The organism is Pseudonocardia sp. MH-G8, assembly GCF_002262885.1.
Lineage (GTDB): Bacteria > Actinomycetota > Actinomycetes > Mycobacteriales > Pseudonocardiaceae > Pseudonocardia.
Genome location: NZ_NKYF01000029.1, coordinates 109,275 through 123,859 on the forward strand (window position 1 = coordinate 109,275; position 14,585 = coordinate 123,859).

General features: G+C 70.5%; 13 protein-coding genes. 11 read left to right on the plus strand and 2 right to left on the minus strand.

The annotated features are described in order from the left end of the window. Nucleotides 1-8: 8 nt before the first annotated feature. The gene (locus tag CFP66_RS38995) at nt 9-662 is read right to left on the minus strand and encodes a LacI family DNA-binding transcriptional regulator (protein WP_094930393.1); all 654 of its coding nucleotides are present in this window, start codon (nt 660-662) and stop codon (nt 9-11) included. Nucleotides 663-765: 103 nt separating this feature from the next. On the opposite strand from CFP66_RS38995, the gene CFP66_RS39000 reads away from it, so the two are divergent. The 3 genes from CFP66_RS39000 to CFP66_RS39010 all read left to right on the plus strand — a co-directional run bounded on the left by CFP66_RS39000 (nt 766) and on the right by CFP66_RS39010 (nt 4,680). After that, a complete protein-coding gene (locus CFP66_RS39000; protein ID WP_158228391.1) occupies nt 766-1,512 on the plus strand; it encodes a DeoR/GlpR family DNA-binding transcription regulator in 747 nt (248 codons plus the stop codon). A gap of 682 nt (nt 1,513-2,194) precedes the next feature. Next, nucleotides 2,195-3,532 carry an NAD(P)H-dependent oxidoreductase gene (locus tag CFP66_RS39005; protein ID WP_094930395.1) on the plus strand — a complete coding sequence of 446 codons (1,338 nt, stop codon included), beginning with the start codon at nt 2,195-2,197 and terminating at the stop codon, nt 3,530-3,532. Nucleotides 3,533-3,651: 119 nt separating this feature from the next. After that, complete coding sequence (locus CFP66_RS39010; protein WP_094930396.1) at nt 3,652-4,680, plus strand: 2-keto-3-deoxygluconate permease; 1,029 nt, start codon at nt 3,652-3,654, stop codon at nt 4,678-4,680. Nucleotides 4,681-4,993: 313 nt separating this feature from the next. Here the strand turns inward: CFP66_RS39010 and CFP66_RS39015 are convergent, their stop codons facing one another. Next, a complete protein-coding gene (locus CFP66_RS39015; RefSeq protein WP_233160070.1) occupies nt 4,994-5,854 on the minus strand; it encodes a GntR family transcriptional regulator in 861 nt (286 codons plus the stop codon). A gap of 134 nt (nt 5,855-5,988) precedes the next feature. Here CFP66_RS39015 and CFP66_RS39020 point away from each other — a divergent pair, with 134 nt between their 5' ends. From CFP66_RS39020 to CFP66_RS39055, 8 genes are all read left to right on the plus strand, one after another. After that, nucleotides 5,989-6,426 (plus strand): 2-keto-3-deoxygluconate permease, encoded by a 438-nt coding sequence (locus CFP66_RS39020; RefSeq protein WP_094930397.1) that lies wholly within the window; start codon nt 5,989-5,991, stop codon nt 6,424-6,426. A gap of 14 nt (nt 6,427-6,440) precedes the next feature. Next, entirely contained in the window at nt 6,441-7,706 is a 1,266-nt protein-coding gene (locus CFP66_RS39025) for a RuBisCO large subunit C-terminal-like domain-containing protein (RefSeq protein WP_094930412.1), read from the plus strand. 1 nt (nt 7,707) lies between these two features. Continuing rightward, nucleotides 7,708-9,015, plus strand: a complete 1,308-nt coding sequence (locus CFP66_RS39030; protein WP_094930398.1) for a four-carbon acid sugar kinase family protein — start codon at nt 7,708-7,710, stop codon at nt 9,013-9,015. 48 nt (nt 9,016-9,063) lie between these two features. Then, entirely contained in the window at nt 9,064-10,107 is a 1,044-nt protein-coding gene (locus CFP66_RS39035; protein WP_094930399.1) for a zinc-binding dehydrogenase, read from the plus strand. 114 nt (nt 10,108-10,221) lie between these two features. Then, the gene (locus CFP66_RS39040; protein ID WP_094930400.1) at nt 10,222-11,250 is read left to right on the plus strand and encodes a zinc-binding dehydrogenase; all 1,029 of its coding nucleotides are present in this window, start codon (nt 10,222-10,224) and stop codon (nt 11,248-11,250) included. Nucleotides 11,251-11,261: 11 nt separating this feature from the next. Next, complete coding sequence (locus CFP66_RS39045) at nt 11,262-12,254, plus strand: TRAP transporter substrate-binding protein (RefSeq protein WP_094930413.1); 993 nt, start codon at nt 11,262-11,264, stop codon at nt 12,252-12,254. Beyond that, nucleotides 12,244-12,846 carry a TRAP transporter small permease gene (locus CFP66_RS39050; RefSeq protein WP_094930401.1) on the plus strand — a complete coding sequence of 201 codons (603 nt, stop codon included), beginning with the start codon at nt 12,244-12,246 and terminating at the stop codon, nt 12,844-12,846. Before CFP66_RS39045 ends, CFP66_RS39050 begins: the two co-directional genes overlap by 11 nt. Further along, nucleotides 12,843-14,123, plus strand: coding sequence for a TRAP transporter large permease (locus CFP66_RS39055; protein WP_094930402.1), 1,281 nt, complete (start codon nt 12,843-12,845; stop codon nt 14,121-14,123). Before CFP66_RS39050 ends, CFP66_RS39055 begins: the two co-directional genes overlap by 4 nt. The last annotated feature ends 462 nt before the right edge of the window (nt 14,124-14,585 follow it).

Consider the following 14,585-nt stretch of genomic DNA (forward strand, 5'->3'; position numbering starts at 1 on the left):
CTCGGGGGCTACGCCCAGGAGCGTGGGGTCGTGAGCTCAGCGCCGGCCTCGCGCACGACGTCGAGGATCCCGTTGACGCGGTCGTGGCGCGGGCTCGCGTCGGCCGGCCCACCCAGGTAGGCGATGCGGCGCCGCCCGTGCACGTCGACGACGTGCCGCGCGGCGAGCCGGCCACCGAGGCGGTCGTCCACCGCGAGGCAGGGGACGTCGACCCCGGGTTGCCGGGTGAGGGCGAGGGCTCGCGTCGGGGTGGCGTGCTCGGCCGCGAAGGCCAGGTCGCCTCCGACGACCGGAACGTAGGCGAGGGCGTCGACGGGGTGTTCGAGCATCGCCCGGACGAGCTCGTCGTGCCGGCGCGGATCGTCGAACGTTGTCACCAGGGTCATGTAGCCGGCGTCGCCGAGCACCTCCTCGAACCCCAGCGTCATGGCCGAGAAGAACGGGTTCGAGATGTCGGTGACGACCAGGCCGATCACCGAACCCTTCCGGGTCCGCAGGGTCGCGGCGCCGCGGTGGTACACGTAGCCGAGGTCGTGCATCGAGCGCAGGACGCGTTCCCGGGTCTCGTCGCTGATGCGGCCGACCCCGCGCATCGCCAGCGACGCCGCGGAGACGGACACGCCCGCGTCGCGCGCGACGTCGGCGAGCGTGACCCTCTTCACGACGTCAATCTAGCCGTGTGGTCGTGAGCGAGCGCGGGCCGTCGTCGCCCCGGTTCACCGTCGGTACGTTGGGTCCGTGAATCAGCGCGAGGGGCGTCCCGCTGTGTCTCCTGCCGATCGGCAGCGGGAGATCCTCGCTGTGCTGCAGTCGGCCCGGCAGGTCGATGTCGCCTCGCTCGCGCAACGCTTCGGCGTATCCGGCATGACGATCCGGCGTGATCTCGCCGAGCTGGACCACGCAGGCCAGCTCCATCGCGTGCACGGTGGGGCGGTCCTGCCCCGCCCACCCGCCTACGGGTCGCGCGCAGCGGCGATGACGGTCGAGAAGGCGCGCATCGCGAAGGTCGTGGCGGACCTCGTCCGGGACGACCAGGCCCTCGGCATCGACAGCGGCACGACGTGTCACGCCGTGGCCGCCGAGGTGTCCTCCCGGACCGATCTGACCGTCGTGACGAACGCGCTGCACGCCGCCGTCGAGTTCCGCGACACCCCGAACCGCGTCGTCGTCCTGGGCGGCGTGATGACTCGTGAACTGACTCTGGTGAACGCCGGGGCGACCGACGCGGTGCCCCGGGTCCACCTCGACACCCTGGTCCTGGGCTGCGGTGGCATCTCGGCCGAGCGTGGCCTGACGTACTTCGACCCCGCCGAGGTCGACGTGCGGCGCTCGCTGCTCGTCGTGGCGGACCGGGTGATAGTCGCGGCCGACCACACGAAGCTGGGCCGCAAGACCGCCATCGTGCTGGGGGGCCTCGACGTCATCGACATGATCGTTACCGACCGTCCGCCGCCGCTCCCGCTTTCTCGCGCGTGCGAAGTAGCAGGGGTGCAGGTGACCGTGGCGCCCTGAGCGCATGCCCGCAGCGGGCGAAGCTCAATGGCGCCCCCGCGGTGGTGTCGGCCGGTCGGCTCCGGCAGTGGACAGGGAGGAGCCGGCGTCACGTACCTGACCGCCCTCGGGCGCGACGAGAGGCAACTCGGGCTTGAGCAGCACCTCGCACGCGTCCCTGGATAAGGAGTTCGACCGCGTCCTCCAGCGCCTCGATGGGAAGCCGATGGGTGATGAGTCCTCCCCGGTCGAGGCGGCCGCTCGTGACGAGCACTGCCATCTGCTCCTGGACCGTCACGCCCGGAGCGGGCCCGGGCTTCACCACCGCGCGCACAGAGCACCATCTCCTCGCCGAGACTCGTGCAAGTGAACACGGCGGGACGCTACGGGGGACTTCTCGCGTGGTCAATCGTGCAGGAAAGATCGCCCGGATTTCCCACTTCCGCATAATCGCCCCTGGTCAGACAGATGCAGTCGGGCCGTTGACCTGTTCGGGCCGCGGCTGCTAGCTTCCGAGGCGCTTGCTCATTTGAACACCAGGCCGCGAAGGGCGGGTAGCTCTCCGGAAAGGCGAGATCTACTCCTCGGCGTCGCCCCCTGGGCGCGGTCGTGCCTCCTGGCGGCGCGTTGCCCCCCGCTGTTGCCGGTCGGTGACGCATCGCGCTCGGCCTCCCGTCGGACGCACAACTGGAGGAACCAGCCAGTGAACCTGTACACGCTGCTCCGTTCGCGGGCGGAGGACCACGGGCCGGTCAGGGTGGGTGTCATCGGCGCGGGCAAGTTCGCCTCGATGTTCTTCACACAGGTCCTGGGCGTGCCTGAGATGCATGTCGTCGGCGTGGTCGATCTCGATGTCGCCAAAGCCAGGGCCGCCTTGGGCCGGACGGGTTGGCCCGAGGAGCGCTACGCCTGCACGAGCTACGACGAGGCGCTGCGGACGGGCGGCACGGTCGTCGCCGACGATGCGGCCGGTCTCATCGAGCACCCGCAGATCGAGGTCGTCGTCGAGATCACCGGAAACCCCCTCGCCGGCGTCGAGCACGCTGTCCGGAGCATCGACAACGGCAAGCACGTGGTCATGGTCAACGTCGAGGCCGATTGCCTGGTCGGGCCGCTTCTGCGCCGCCGTGCGCAGCAGGCCGGAGTGGTGTATTCCATGGCCTACGGTGACCAGCCCGCCCTGATCGCCGAGCTCGTCGACTGGTGCCGCACGGTCGGCTACGAGGTGGTCGCCGCGGGCAAGGGCACCAAGTACCTGCCGGACTACCGCTTCTCCACGCCGGACACGGTGTGGGACCACTACGGCTTCAGCACGGAGAAGATCGCCGCGGGTGACTTCAACCCGAAGATGTTCAACTCATTCCTCGACGGCACGAAGTCGGCCATCGAGATGGCTGCCGTAGCGAACGCAACCGGCCTCAAGCCACAGCAGGTCGGGCTCCAGTTCCCACCCGCCTCCGTGAACGACCTCTCGACGCTCTTCCGGCCCGCGACGGAGGGTGGAATCCTGGAGCATTCCGGGACCGTGGAGATCGCATCCTGTCTCGAACGGGACGGTCGCAGCGTCGAACAGGATCTGCGCTGGGGCGTCTACGTGACCTTCAAGGCCAGGACAGAGTATGCCGCAGCCTGCTTCGCCGAGTACGGGATGGTCACCGACCCCAGTGGCTATTACGGCTCCCTGTACCGGCCCTACCACTTGATCGGGATGGAACTCGGGGTGAGCATCGCCTCCGCCGTCCTCCGGGGAGAGCCAACCGGATCGGTCCAGGCTTTCGAGGGTGACGCGGTCACCACGGCCAAGCGCGATCTGTGTCCCGGCGACGTACTCGACGGCGAGGGCGGGTACTGCGTGTACGGCCAGCTGCAGCCCGCCGAAGCCTCCACCGCGCTCGGCGCACTACCGATCGGGCTCGCGCACGGGGTGAAGGTCACCTCGTCCGTACGCGAGGGCCAGCCGGTCACGTGGAAGGACGTCGAGGTCGACGACACCACTGTCGCGGTGGCCCTCAGGCGCGAGATGGAGCGCGATTTCCGGTAGCAGCCGTCTGTCCCGACGGTCGTGCCCCATCACGGGGGCGTTCCACCGATCGCGGTGGCGGACGTACAGCTGGCAAGAGTTTTCCGACGGTCGACGCTGACTCGACGGAGGCAGAAGAGATGACACTGAAGTCGCTCCAGCAGGTCGGGCGCAGCGCCGGTCGGATCCCGGGCGCCCTCATGATCATCCCGCTCTTCCTCGGGGCGCTGGTGAACACGTTCGTTCCGCAGGTGCTCGACATCGGCGGTTTCACCACGGCGCTCTTCCGCGACGGCATCGCCACCCTGCTCGGTCTCTTCTTCGTCTGCATGGGCGCTCAGCTGAGGCTGCGAGCCACCGGTCGCACCCTGGAGAAGGGCTTCGCGATCCTGATCGGGAAGGTGGGGGCGGGCGTCGTCGTCGGCCTGCTCGTCGCGTTCTCCGTGCCTGGCGGCACCCTGTTCGGCCTCGTGCCACTCGCGATCATCGCGGCGATGACGAACTCGAACACGGCCCTCTACACTGCGCTCACCAAGCAGTTCGGCAACACCACCGACCGGGGCGCAGCCTCGATCATCGCCGTGAACGACGGCCCGTTCATCACTCTGGTCGCGCTCGGCGTCGCGGGGCTCGCGACCTTCCCGATCGGGATGATCGTCGGCCTTGTCATCCCTTTGGCGGTCGGTTTCGTTCTCGGCAACCTGAGCTCGACTGCACGTGAGTTCCTCCGCTCCGGCGAGCAGCTGCTCATCCCCTTCATGGCGTTCGCGGTCGGAGTCGGGATCGACTTCTCGACACTCGGTCAGGCGGGCCTGCCCGGGATTCTCCTCGGCCTCATGACGATTGTGCTGTCCGGCGGCGCAGCAATGCTGGTGCTGTGGTTCGTCCACGTTCTCCACCGACGACCGAGGCAGCAGCGCAACGTGATCTCCGGAGCAGCTGAAGCGACCACCGCCGGCAACGCTGTGGCGACCCCTGCGGCCGTCGCCATCATCGATCCGGCGTATCGGCATATCGAGTCGCTGGCGACCGCGCAGGTCGCCACATCAACAATTACTACCGCACTGCTCGTGCCGTTCGTCGTTGCGTTCGCTTATCGCATTCAGCTCAACCGGGGGATATCTCCACAGGCTGAGGAAGAGCAGGGAGGCGAGCGGGTGGCAACTTGACCTTCGAACTGGCAGTTGGTTTCCGGTGTGGCCGGCTACATCACGGGTTTGGCGGCGAGGCTGCGACGACGAGCGTGATGATCCCTGCTAGCCCGGGCTCTTCACGAGTCTGGCGGGGTGAGGTGGCCCTGAAAGAAGAAGGTGCCTCGTGACGAGGTGAAGCAGTGAGTTTCGAAGGCCCTTCCGCCGGGTTCGACCCAATCGCAATGGGTGCTGTGCCGACTGTCCCCGATGAGCGGTCAGCGATGGTCGCGGCGCCTGCAGCGGCCTTCCGGCAGAGCCGGCGTGGCACGAGGTGCGCCGGCGAACGTCCTCAGGTGTTGGGGATGCGCAGCTCGGACAGCGCCGCGTCGAGTTCGCCCACGATCGTGCGGATTCGGTCCACCTGGTCCTGACTGATCGATGCGGTGCCGGGAGCCACCTGCGCGTCGATGTCGAAGACGGTGTTGGCGCGGTGCCACACGGTGAACCACTCGAGTCCCCGCCCGTGGGCGTCCTGGGTGACGCCTTCGAGGAGCAGGAGCGGGGCGCCTGGCGGGACGTCGAGGATGTGGGCGACATCCGCGTCCGCGGCGACGGCCTGGACGTGTCGAGGTCCGCCGGCTGCGGGGTAGCCATGATCGCGCATGAGCGCGAGGAGCGAGGCGTCCTCGAGCAGCTGTGCCGTGAAGTGGGGGAAGAGCTCCCGTGACGCCCAGGTGCGCATGTAGACGACGGGAACCTGCTCGAGGGACCGGATCCGCTCGATCTTCCATGTGCGGTCTGTGCCGAGGGCGGCCCGCGCCGCGGCGGGTGGGGCGGCCGGCTCGAGGCCGAGCACATGGGTCCACAGGCGCTGGCCACGGGCGGCGGTCTGCTCGTCCAGGCCACCGGCGCGTTGGAGGTGACGGCGCAGCACCGGGGAGGAGGCGACGACGCTCCCGCGGCCGCGCTGGCGGTGGATGAGACCGACCTCGGCGAGACCGGCGAGCGCCTGCCGGACGACGCTGCGTGACACGCCGAAACTGCGTTGCAGCTCGTCCTCCGTGGGCAGGGCGTCCCCGGGTAGAAGCGCGTGGCTTTGGATCTGCTGCCGCAGCATGTCGCGGATCTGCACGTGCAGGGGCCGGACGTCGGTGCGGTCGACCTGCGTCCGTCGGTCCTCCGACTCCACATCCGCTCCTCGAGGCGTCACGCCGCAGACGGTAGCTCGCTGCGTCCCGTTCGCCGTCGGCGTTGACCGGCGTCGGCGTCGAGCTTATTGTACGTACGAAACATCCGTACAACTTGCGGCGGTGCAGGTTGCGGGTGCGTCGAGAGGCACGCCCCATGGCGGAGACGCGGGCGAGGCAACGCAGCTCCCGCCTTCCGGTGTTCGCGACGATCCAGAAGATCCCGGCCGGCCTGATGCTGATCCCCCTCGTGCTGGGAGTGCTGGTCAACACGTTCGCGCCGGGCGCGCTGACGATCGGGAGCTTCACCACCGCGTCGTTCGAGGACGGTGCGCTGGCGCTGATCGCACTCCTGATCTTCGCCACGGGTGCGCAGATCACCGGGAGCAACAGCAGGAAGGCGGCGGCGACGACCACGGTCGTCGTGCTCGCATCCGACCCCCGATTCCTCCCGTTCGTGCCCTCGGCCGCCGCTCAGACGGCGAGCGCGGTCCTGGTCACGGCGGTCCTGGCCCCGCTCGTCGCGTCGTGGGTGCTGCGGTGGTCCGGTGGGCCCGCCGTCCACGACGCGGTGGCCGGCCCAACGAGCAGATGACGACCGGAGAACTGATGCGCGACCAGCGAACGATCCGCTGCACCTACTACCTGGAGTCGGAGATCGATCCCGCGCGGGCGGCGACGATCGTGGCGGGCGAGCAGTCCAGCGGGACGTTCGTCGCCGTGCCCGGTGAGTCGCCGCGCCTGCACCAGCGCCACGGCGCGCAGGTCGTGCACGTCGAGCCGCACGGCCTCCGCGCGCCGGCGTTGCCGTCGCGGAAGACCCCGGAGAAGGTGCGTGCCGCGCTCGCCACGGTGGACTTCCCGATGGAGAACGTCGGGACCGACCTCGCCACCCTGCAGACCGCCGTCGCCGGGAACCTCTTCGAGCTGGGGCAGCTCTACGCGTGCCGGTTGCAGGACATCCGGCTCCCGGACGAGTTCGTGGCCGCGCATCCGGGACCCGCCTTCGGGATCGGCGGGACCCGACGGCTGATGGGTGACGCCGAGGGCGTGCTGATCGGGACGATCGTCAAGCCGAACGTCGGCCTCACCGAGGACGAGTTCCGCCTCGTGGTCCGGGAGCTCGCGCTGGCCTCGATCGACCTCGTCAAGGACGACGAGCTCATGACGGATCCGCACTACCTCCCGCTCGAACGCCGAGTCGCCGTGGCGACCGAGGAGATCCGGGCCGCCGAGCAGGTGACGGGTCATCCCACGATGTACGCCTTCAACATCACCGGGGACCTGGCAGGTCTGCGCCGCCGGCACGACCTCGTCGTCGGGGCCGGTGGGCGGTGCGTGATGCTCAACGTCCCCGTGATGGGCCTCCCGGCGCTGGCCTACCTGCGCTCGTTCACCGAGGTTCCCGTGCACGGGCACCGGGCCGGGCTCGCCGCCTCGATGCGGGCGCGGGGGTTGGGGGTGGACTACCGGGTCTGGCAGCAGCTGGCCCGGCTGGCCGGTGCGGACCACGTGCACGTCAGCGGGCTGGGCAGCAAGTTCTACGAGACCGACGAGGAGGTCGCGGCGAACACCCTCAGCCTGCTCGCCCCCCTCGGAACGACGATCCCACCCGTGCCGACGCTGTCCTCCGGCCAGAACGTCACCACGCCCGGCCCCACCTTCGCGGCGGTCGGCTCCACCGACCTGCTGATGCTCGCCGGCGGCGGGATCGCGGCCCACCCCGACGGCCCCGGTGCCGGGGTGAGGAGCCTCCGCCAGGCCTGGGACGCGGCGGTGGCGGGCGTGCCGCTCGCCGACGCCGTCCGGGACCGGGCACGGGGCGGGGACGAGGCGCTGCTGCACGCGGCGCAGATGTTCGGACCAGGTGCCTGAGATGCCCACGTTCGGTTTCGTCGCCGACGACCTGACCGGCGCGAGCGACGTCCTCGCCCAGGCCCACCGTCACGGGTTGGAGGCGGCCCTCGTCCTCGGCGACGCCCCGCTGCCCGAGGACACCGACGTGGTCGGGATCGCGGGCCCGGCGCGCTCTCTCGGTGGCGACGCGTTCGACCGGCTCGTGCGGCGGGACCTTCATCGCCTGGCCGGCCTGGACCTCGAGGTGCTCCTCTACAAGGTCTGCTCCACGTTCGACAGCTCGCCCACGACCGGCAGCATCGGCCGGGGCATCGAGCTGATGCACGAGCGGTTCCCCGCGCACGGTCCGATCGCGGTCGCGCCCGCACAGCCCGAGTTCGGCCGCTTCACCGCCTTCACCACCCACTACGCCGCCTACGCGGGAGAGGTCCACCGCCTGGACCGCCACCCGGTGATGTCCCGGCACCCGTCGACGCCGATGCGCGAGGCCGACCTGCGTCGCGTGCTCGCGGAGCAGCTCGCGCCGGGCTCGGTGGTCGGTGCGATCCACCTGCCCGTCCACGCGGCGGGAGCGCTCGAGGACGCGTGGACGGAGCGGCGGGGGGAGCGGGGCTGCTCGGCCTTCGTCGTCGACGCGGTCGACGAGCACCACATGGACGCGGTCGCTCGTGCGCTGACCGGGGAGCGCTCCAGAACCGGGCCCGCCCTCGTCGTGGGGTCCGGCGGCATCATGGCCGCCCTGGCCCGCACGACCAACGGCGCGCCGGCCAGTACGGGCCCGCCCGGGGCCCAGGCCCCGGGCGGGCCCGTACTGGCGGTCAGCGCCTCGGCGTCCAGCGTGACCTCCGAGCAGATCGGCGATGCGCTCGAGCACGGCTGGGTCGACGTCCCCGTCCCGGCGGACCTGCTCACTCCCGCGGGCGCCGGGCTCGTCGCCGCCCTCGACACGCAGGTGGCGTCCGCGTTGTCGGCCGGACGTGACGTCGTCGTGCACACCACCCGGGGGGTCGACGATCCGCGGTACGCCCATAGTGGCCCGGTCGGTGCGGAGCACGTCGGGTCACTGATCGGCGGGCTCGCCGCACGTATGGCCGCCGGCGGGCTCACCCGCGACATCGCGATCTGCGGCGGCGACACCTCTAGCCACGCCTTGATCGCGATGGGCGTGCGGGAGGTGCGGGTGTCGGCGCAGTTCGTCGTGGCCGGGCCCGTGTGCCGCACCGACGACGGGGCGGCCGTGGCCGGATGCCGGCTGCTGCTCAAGGGCGGACAGGTCGGTCCGCCCGACGTCCTGCGCCGGTTCGCGGGTCGGGTGCCGCATGCCTGACCGGATGTACCGGCACCACGGATGGACACCACCAGAGAGGGAGAAGCGATGAGGGCAGTGGTCAAGAGGCTCCCCGGGCGTGGCGCCGACTACGTGCGGGACCTGCCCGATCCGAAGGCCGACGAGGGCCGGGTCGTCGTCCAGGTGGCCGCGGCCTCGCTGTGCGGCACCGATCGGGAGGTCTACGAGTGGACGCCGTCGGCCCAAGCCTTCCACCTCGATCTCCCGGTGGTCCTCGGCCACGAGGGCGCGGGGACCGTCGTCGAGGTCGGTAGCGGCGTCACCGGCCTCGCGGTCGGGGACCACGTCGCACTCGAGAGCCACCTGGCCTGCGGCCGCTGCTACCCCTGCCGCACCGGCGACGCCCACACCTGCGAGCGCACGGGCATCATCGGCATGCACATCGACGGCGTGTTCGCCGAGTACATGGCCGCACCGCAGGCGATCTGCGTAAGGCTCCCGGACGCCGTCCCGCTGCAAACCGGAGCCCTGCTGGAGTCGGCCGGAGTCGCGGTTCACGCCGTCCAGCGATCCGGCTACGCGGTCGCGGGGAGTTCCGTCCTGGTGAGCGGCGCCGGCCCGGTCGGTCTCGTCGTCGCGCACCTGGCGCGCCTGATGGGGGCGGCGCACGTCGTCGTGGTCGAGCCGAACGCCTTCCGCCGCAGGCACGCCGAGCGCCTCGACGTGCTCGCGCTTCCGCCGGGTGCCGAGGTCGTCGAGCGGTGCCGGGAGCTGGCCGGGCGGCGCGGCGGCTTCGACGTCGCCTTCGAGTGCTCCGGGGCTCCCGGCACCCTGCCGGTCCTGTTCGAGGCCGTGCGCCGGGAGGCGACCGTCGTGACCGTCGGGCACCCGAGCGGGCCCGCGGAGATCGACATCGCTGCGTCGATCAACAAGAAGGGCATCACCCTGCGGGGGATCTTCGGGAGGCGGCTCTGGGAGACCTGGGAGCAGACGCTGCTGCTCCTGGACTCCGGCCGCCTCGACCTCGACTGGTTGATCACGCACCGCCTGTCGCTGAGCCGGATCGACGAGGGGATCGAGCTGCTCACCGGCGAGGCCTGCAAGGTGCTGCTGCAGCCCGACCTGCCCTGACCGGCCCACCACCCATCACACCACCCGCGCGACGATCAGCGACGATCCGAGGAGACGACCCATGGCCAGGACCGCCACCACCCTCCGCGCACCCCGCACTGGTCGGGGTGCGGCATGAAGGCTGCCGTCCTCACCGCCGAGCGCAGCATCGAGGTCCGGGACGTCGACGACCCGCGACCGCGGGTCGACGAGATCGTCATCGCGGTCGAGGCATCCGGCATCTGCGGGTCCGACCTGCACGCCTGGCACGGACGGCACCCCTTCCGGCGGCCACCCGTCGTGCTCGGCCATGAACCGGCCGGCATTGTGGTCGCACGGGGAGCGGACGTGACCACGGTGGGCGTGGACGACCGGGTCGTCATCGAGCCGCACCGCATCTGCGGCACGTGCGCGGCCTGCCGGCACGGCGACAACGAGATCTGCGAGTCCAAGCAGTATCCGGCGACCCAGGGCTGGACCGGCAGCCTCGCGGAGTACTTCGCCGCGCCCGCGGCCATGGCACAGCGCGTGCCGGACGGCGTCGCGCTCGACCTGGCCGCGCTGGCCGAGCCGCTGGCCGTGGCGTGCCACGCGAACCGACGCGGCGGGATCGGTCCGGGCACGACGGTGAACATCGTCGGCTCGGGCACGATCGGCCTGTTGTGCCTGGTGGTCGCCCGGAACCTCGGTGCCGACGTCGACGTCGTCACCGACATCGATCCGAGGAAGCTGCAGCTGGCGGGCCGGTTCGGTGCGGCGAGGCCCAGCGACGTGCGGACCTCCGGCATCGTCGGGGAGCTGCGTGGCCGCCGGCGCGAGCGGGCCGACGTCACCATCGTCGCCGCGACGGCGCCGGACAGCCTCGTGGACGCGGCCGCGCTCACCCGCCCCGGCGGACGCATCGTGCTGCTCGGTCTCTACGGCGACACCGCCGCGGTCGCCGCGTCTGCGCTGGTCACCGACGAGCAGACCATCCTGGGGTCCTTGACCTACAACAGCGCCGACTTCTCGTCGGCGCTTGCGCTCCTCGCCGACGCCCCCGCCACCTACGCGCAGTTCGTGACGAAGCGCATCGGCCTGGACGGGGTGGGCGCCGAGTTCGCCCGGCAGGCCGACGGCGGCGCCGCCGTCAAGACCCTCGTCCTCCCGCGGCTGACGCCATGACCGCCGGTCGGATGCCCAGGACGCGCAAGCCGGTGCTCGCCGCACTCCTCGCGGTGAGCGCGCTGATCCTCACCGCGGGCTGCGCGGGCGGCCGGCACGACACCGTCGAGCTGCGCCTCGGACACGTCAACTCGGTGACCGATCCGTGGCAGACCTCCTCGGAGGAATTCGCCCGGCTGGTGCACGAGGGCAGCGGCGGCACGGTCGAGGTGCAGGTCTTCCCCAGCGCCCAGCTCGGGGGAGACCGCGACATGGTGGAGGGGATGCAGATCGGCTCCGTCGACCTGGCGCTCGTGGCGGGCGTGCTCTCCTCCGTGGAGCCCGCCATGACCATGCTCGAGATCCCATACATGTTCCCCAGCCAGGCCGCGCTCAACGAAGCGCTGGACGGGCCGGGCGGCCAACAGCTGTCGGCCGCCCTGCTGGAGAAGGGCATCCGCAACCTCGCCTGGCTCGACCGCGGACCGCGGGAGCTGACGGCGAACCGGCCCATCACCGATCCCGCCGAACTCGACGGCGCCAAGATCCGGGTCCCGGAGATCCCCGCGTCGATCGACGCCTGGCGGGCCATGGGAGCGAACCCGACACCGATGGCGTTCAGCGAGGTGTACAGCGCCCTGCAGCAGGGCGTGATCGACGGGCAGGAGAACCCGTACGCCATCACCGAGTCGGCGAACCTCAACGACGTGCAGCGCTACGTCATGGAGACCGATCACGTGTACGGCTACGTGATGCTGGCGATGTCCGAAGACGCGTGGGAGCGGCTGTCGCCCCAGCAGCGGCAGGTCGTTACCGAGGCCGCCCAGGCCGTGCGCCGCACCCACAACGCGCGGACCGCGGTGGACGAGGAGCGGTACAAGGCGACGCTCGCGCAGAAGGGCATGACCTTCGTCGAGGTCGACCGGGAGGCGTTCCGCCAGGCGGTCCAGCCGGTGCACCAGCACTACGCGCGGGAGTTCGGTCAGGAGCTCTACGACATGCTGGGGACCCCCCATGCCTCGTAGCGCCGGACGAGGCGGCCCGGCCTCGGCCTTCCACCGGGTCGCCGATGCGCTCGATCTCCTCGCCCGGGTGCTCGCGGGCGCGGGCCTCGTCGGGATCGTGCTCGTCATCGCCGTGCAGGTGCTCTTCCGCTACGTCCTCGACCAGTCCCTCGCCTGGACCGAGGAGGCCTCGCGGTTCCTGCTCGTCGTGGCGAGCCTGATGGCCATCACGGTGGCGCACCGTCGCCTGATGCACGCGGGCTACTCCAGCGCCGTCACGAGGTTGCCGACCTCGGTGCGACGTGCCGTGATCGTGGTCGTCGACCTGATCACCGTGGCCTTCTTCGCGGTGGTCGGCCTGTCGAGCCGCAACCTGATCGTGGTCGGCCTCGACTCGCAGGCGCCCGCCACGGGCATCCCGATGGCCGCGATCTACCTCGTGTTCCCCGTGTTCGCGGTGGTGGGCATCGTGTTCAGCCTGGAGCACGTCGCGCTGCACCTGACCGGATCCGCGGACGAACTGCTTTCCGCCGACGAAAGCCGCGCGGTGGTGGAGGAAGCCGCTGCGGCGACGGAGACGACGACTGCGACGGCAGAACGGAGCCGAGAATGATGATCGCCTGGCTCTTCGGTGCCTTCGCCGTGCTGGTGGCGGCGAACGTGGCCGTCGGCATCGCGCTGCTCATGGCGGTCGTGATTGCCATGGCGGCTACTGGCACCGACCTCCCGCTCGCCGTCATCGCGCAGCGGATGTTCGCCGGGACGGGCTCCTTCGCGCTGATCGCGATCCCGGCGTTCCTGCTCGCGGGCGAGCTGATGGCGCGGGGTGCGATGGCGCGGCGCATGGTCGAGTTCGCGGCGACGCTGGTCGGGCACCTCAGGGGTGGCCTGGCCGTCGTCGGAGTGCTCTCGACGATGCTGTTCTCGGGTGTGTCCGGCTCGTCGGTGGCCAACACCGCCGCGATCGGCAGCGTCCTGGTGCCGCAGATGCGCCGACGCGGCTACGACAGCGGCTTCGCGGGTGCGGTCGTCGCCAACGCGGGTGTCCTCGGCTCGGTCTTCCCGCCGTCGATCCCGATGGTGCTGTACGGCATCGCGGCGGGGGTGTCCATCAGTTCGCTCTTCGTCGCGGGCATCGTCCCGGGGATCCTGATGGTGGTCCTGCTGATCGCCGTCGGCTACTGGCAGTCGGTGCGGGCGGGCTACCCGGCGGGCGAGCGTGCGTCGGTCGCGGACATCGGCCGGGCGTTCGGCCGCGCCTTCTGGGCGCTGATGACGCCGGTCATCCTGGTCGGCGGGATCGTCTCCGGTGTCCTGACCGTGACGGAGGCCGCGGTCGCGACGGTGGTCTACGCCCTCCTCGTCGAGCTGCTCGTCTACCGCGAGCTGAAGCCCCGGGACCTGCCGACGGTGCTGACGCGTGCGGTGACGTCCACGGGGATCGTGATGCTCATCATCGCGACGTCGACGCTGTTCGGCTGGATCATGACGGTCGAGCAGATCCCGCAGGCGATCGCCGGGTTCCTGCTGGGGCTGACCTCGACCGTCTGGGTGCAGCTACTGCTGATCAACATCCTGCTGCTGGTCATCGGGACGTTCCTCGACGTCGCCCCGGGGATCATCATCGCGGTCCCGATCCTGGTGCCGCTGGCGGAGGCCCTCGGCATCGATCCCGTCCACTTCGGCGTGGTCGTCGTAGTCAACCTGCTCATCGGCCTGGTCACGCCGCCGGTCGCCCCGACGCTGGTGGTCGGGGCATCCATCGCGAAGGTGAGCCTCGACGTGATCACGGCGGCGTCGTGGCGGTTCTTCGCCGCGTTGCTCCTGAGCCTCGCCCTCATCACCTACGTCCCCGGACTGTCCACCTGGCTCCCCGGCCTATTGGGCTGAATCAGCGCGGCCCACCGCCTACGTGAGCCGCGCGAGCGGGGAGGCTGCGTGCCCGTCTGGGAACCAATTGGGAACCACGGTCCGCGAACGCCCAGCTCACGCCTGCACGTCCTGCTCCCTGCCGGACGCGCGTCACCCACTCTGACGCGCAGGAGGCTCATGCCCCCGAACTGGGGGTCAAGGGGTCGCAGGTTCAAATCCTGTCGTCCCGACGGTCGAGACGGGCGGTTCCTCTTCGTGAGGAGCCGCCCGTCTCGTGTATCTACCTGCGAGAACTCGTCACCGATCCGTCGTGGTACCGACGCCTTGTAGATCCTCCCGCCAGCCCCTGAGGATCATGGCCTGGTGGTGAGTGACTAGGGCGTGTCCTGTAAGTCGGTACGCAGCCACAACACGATGGCCGCGATGACGATCTCTGATCGGTAGTAGGCGATCCGCTTCGTGTAGCGGGTGGCCAGGGCT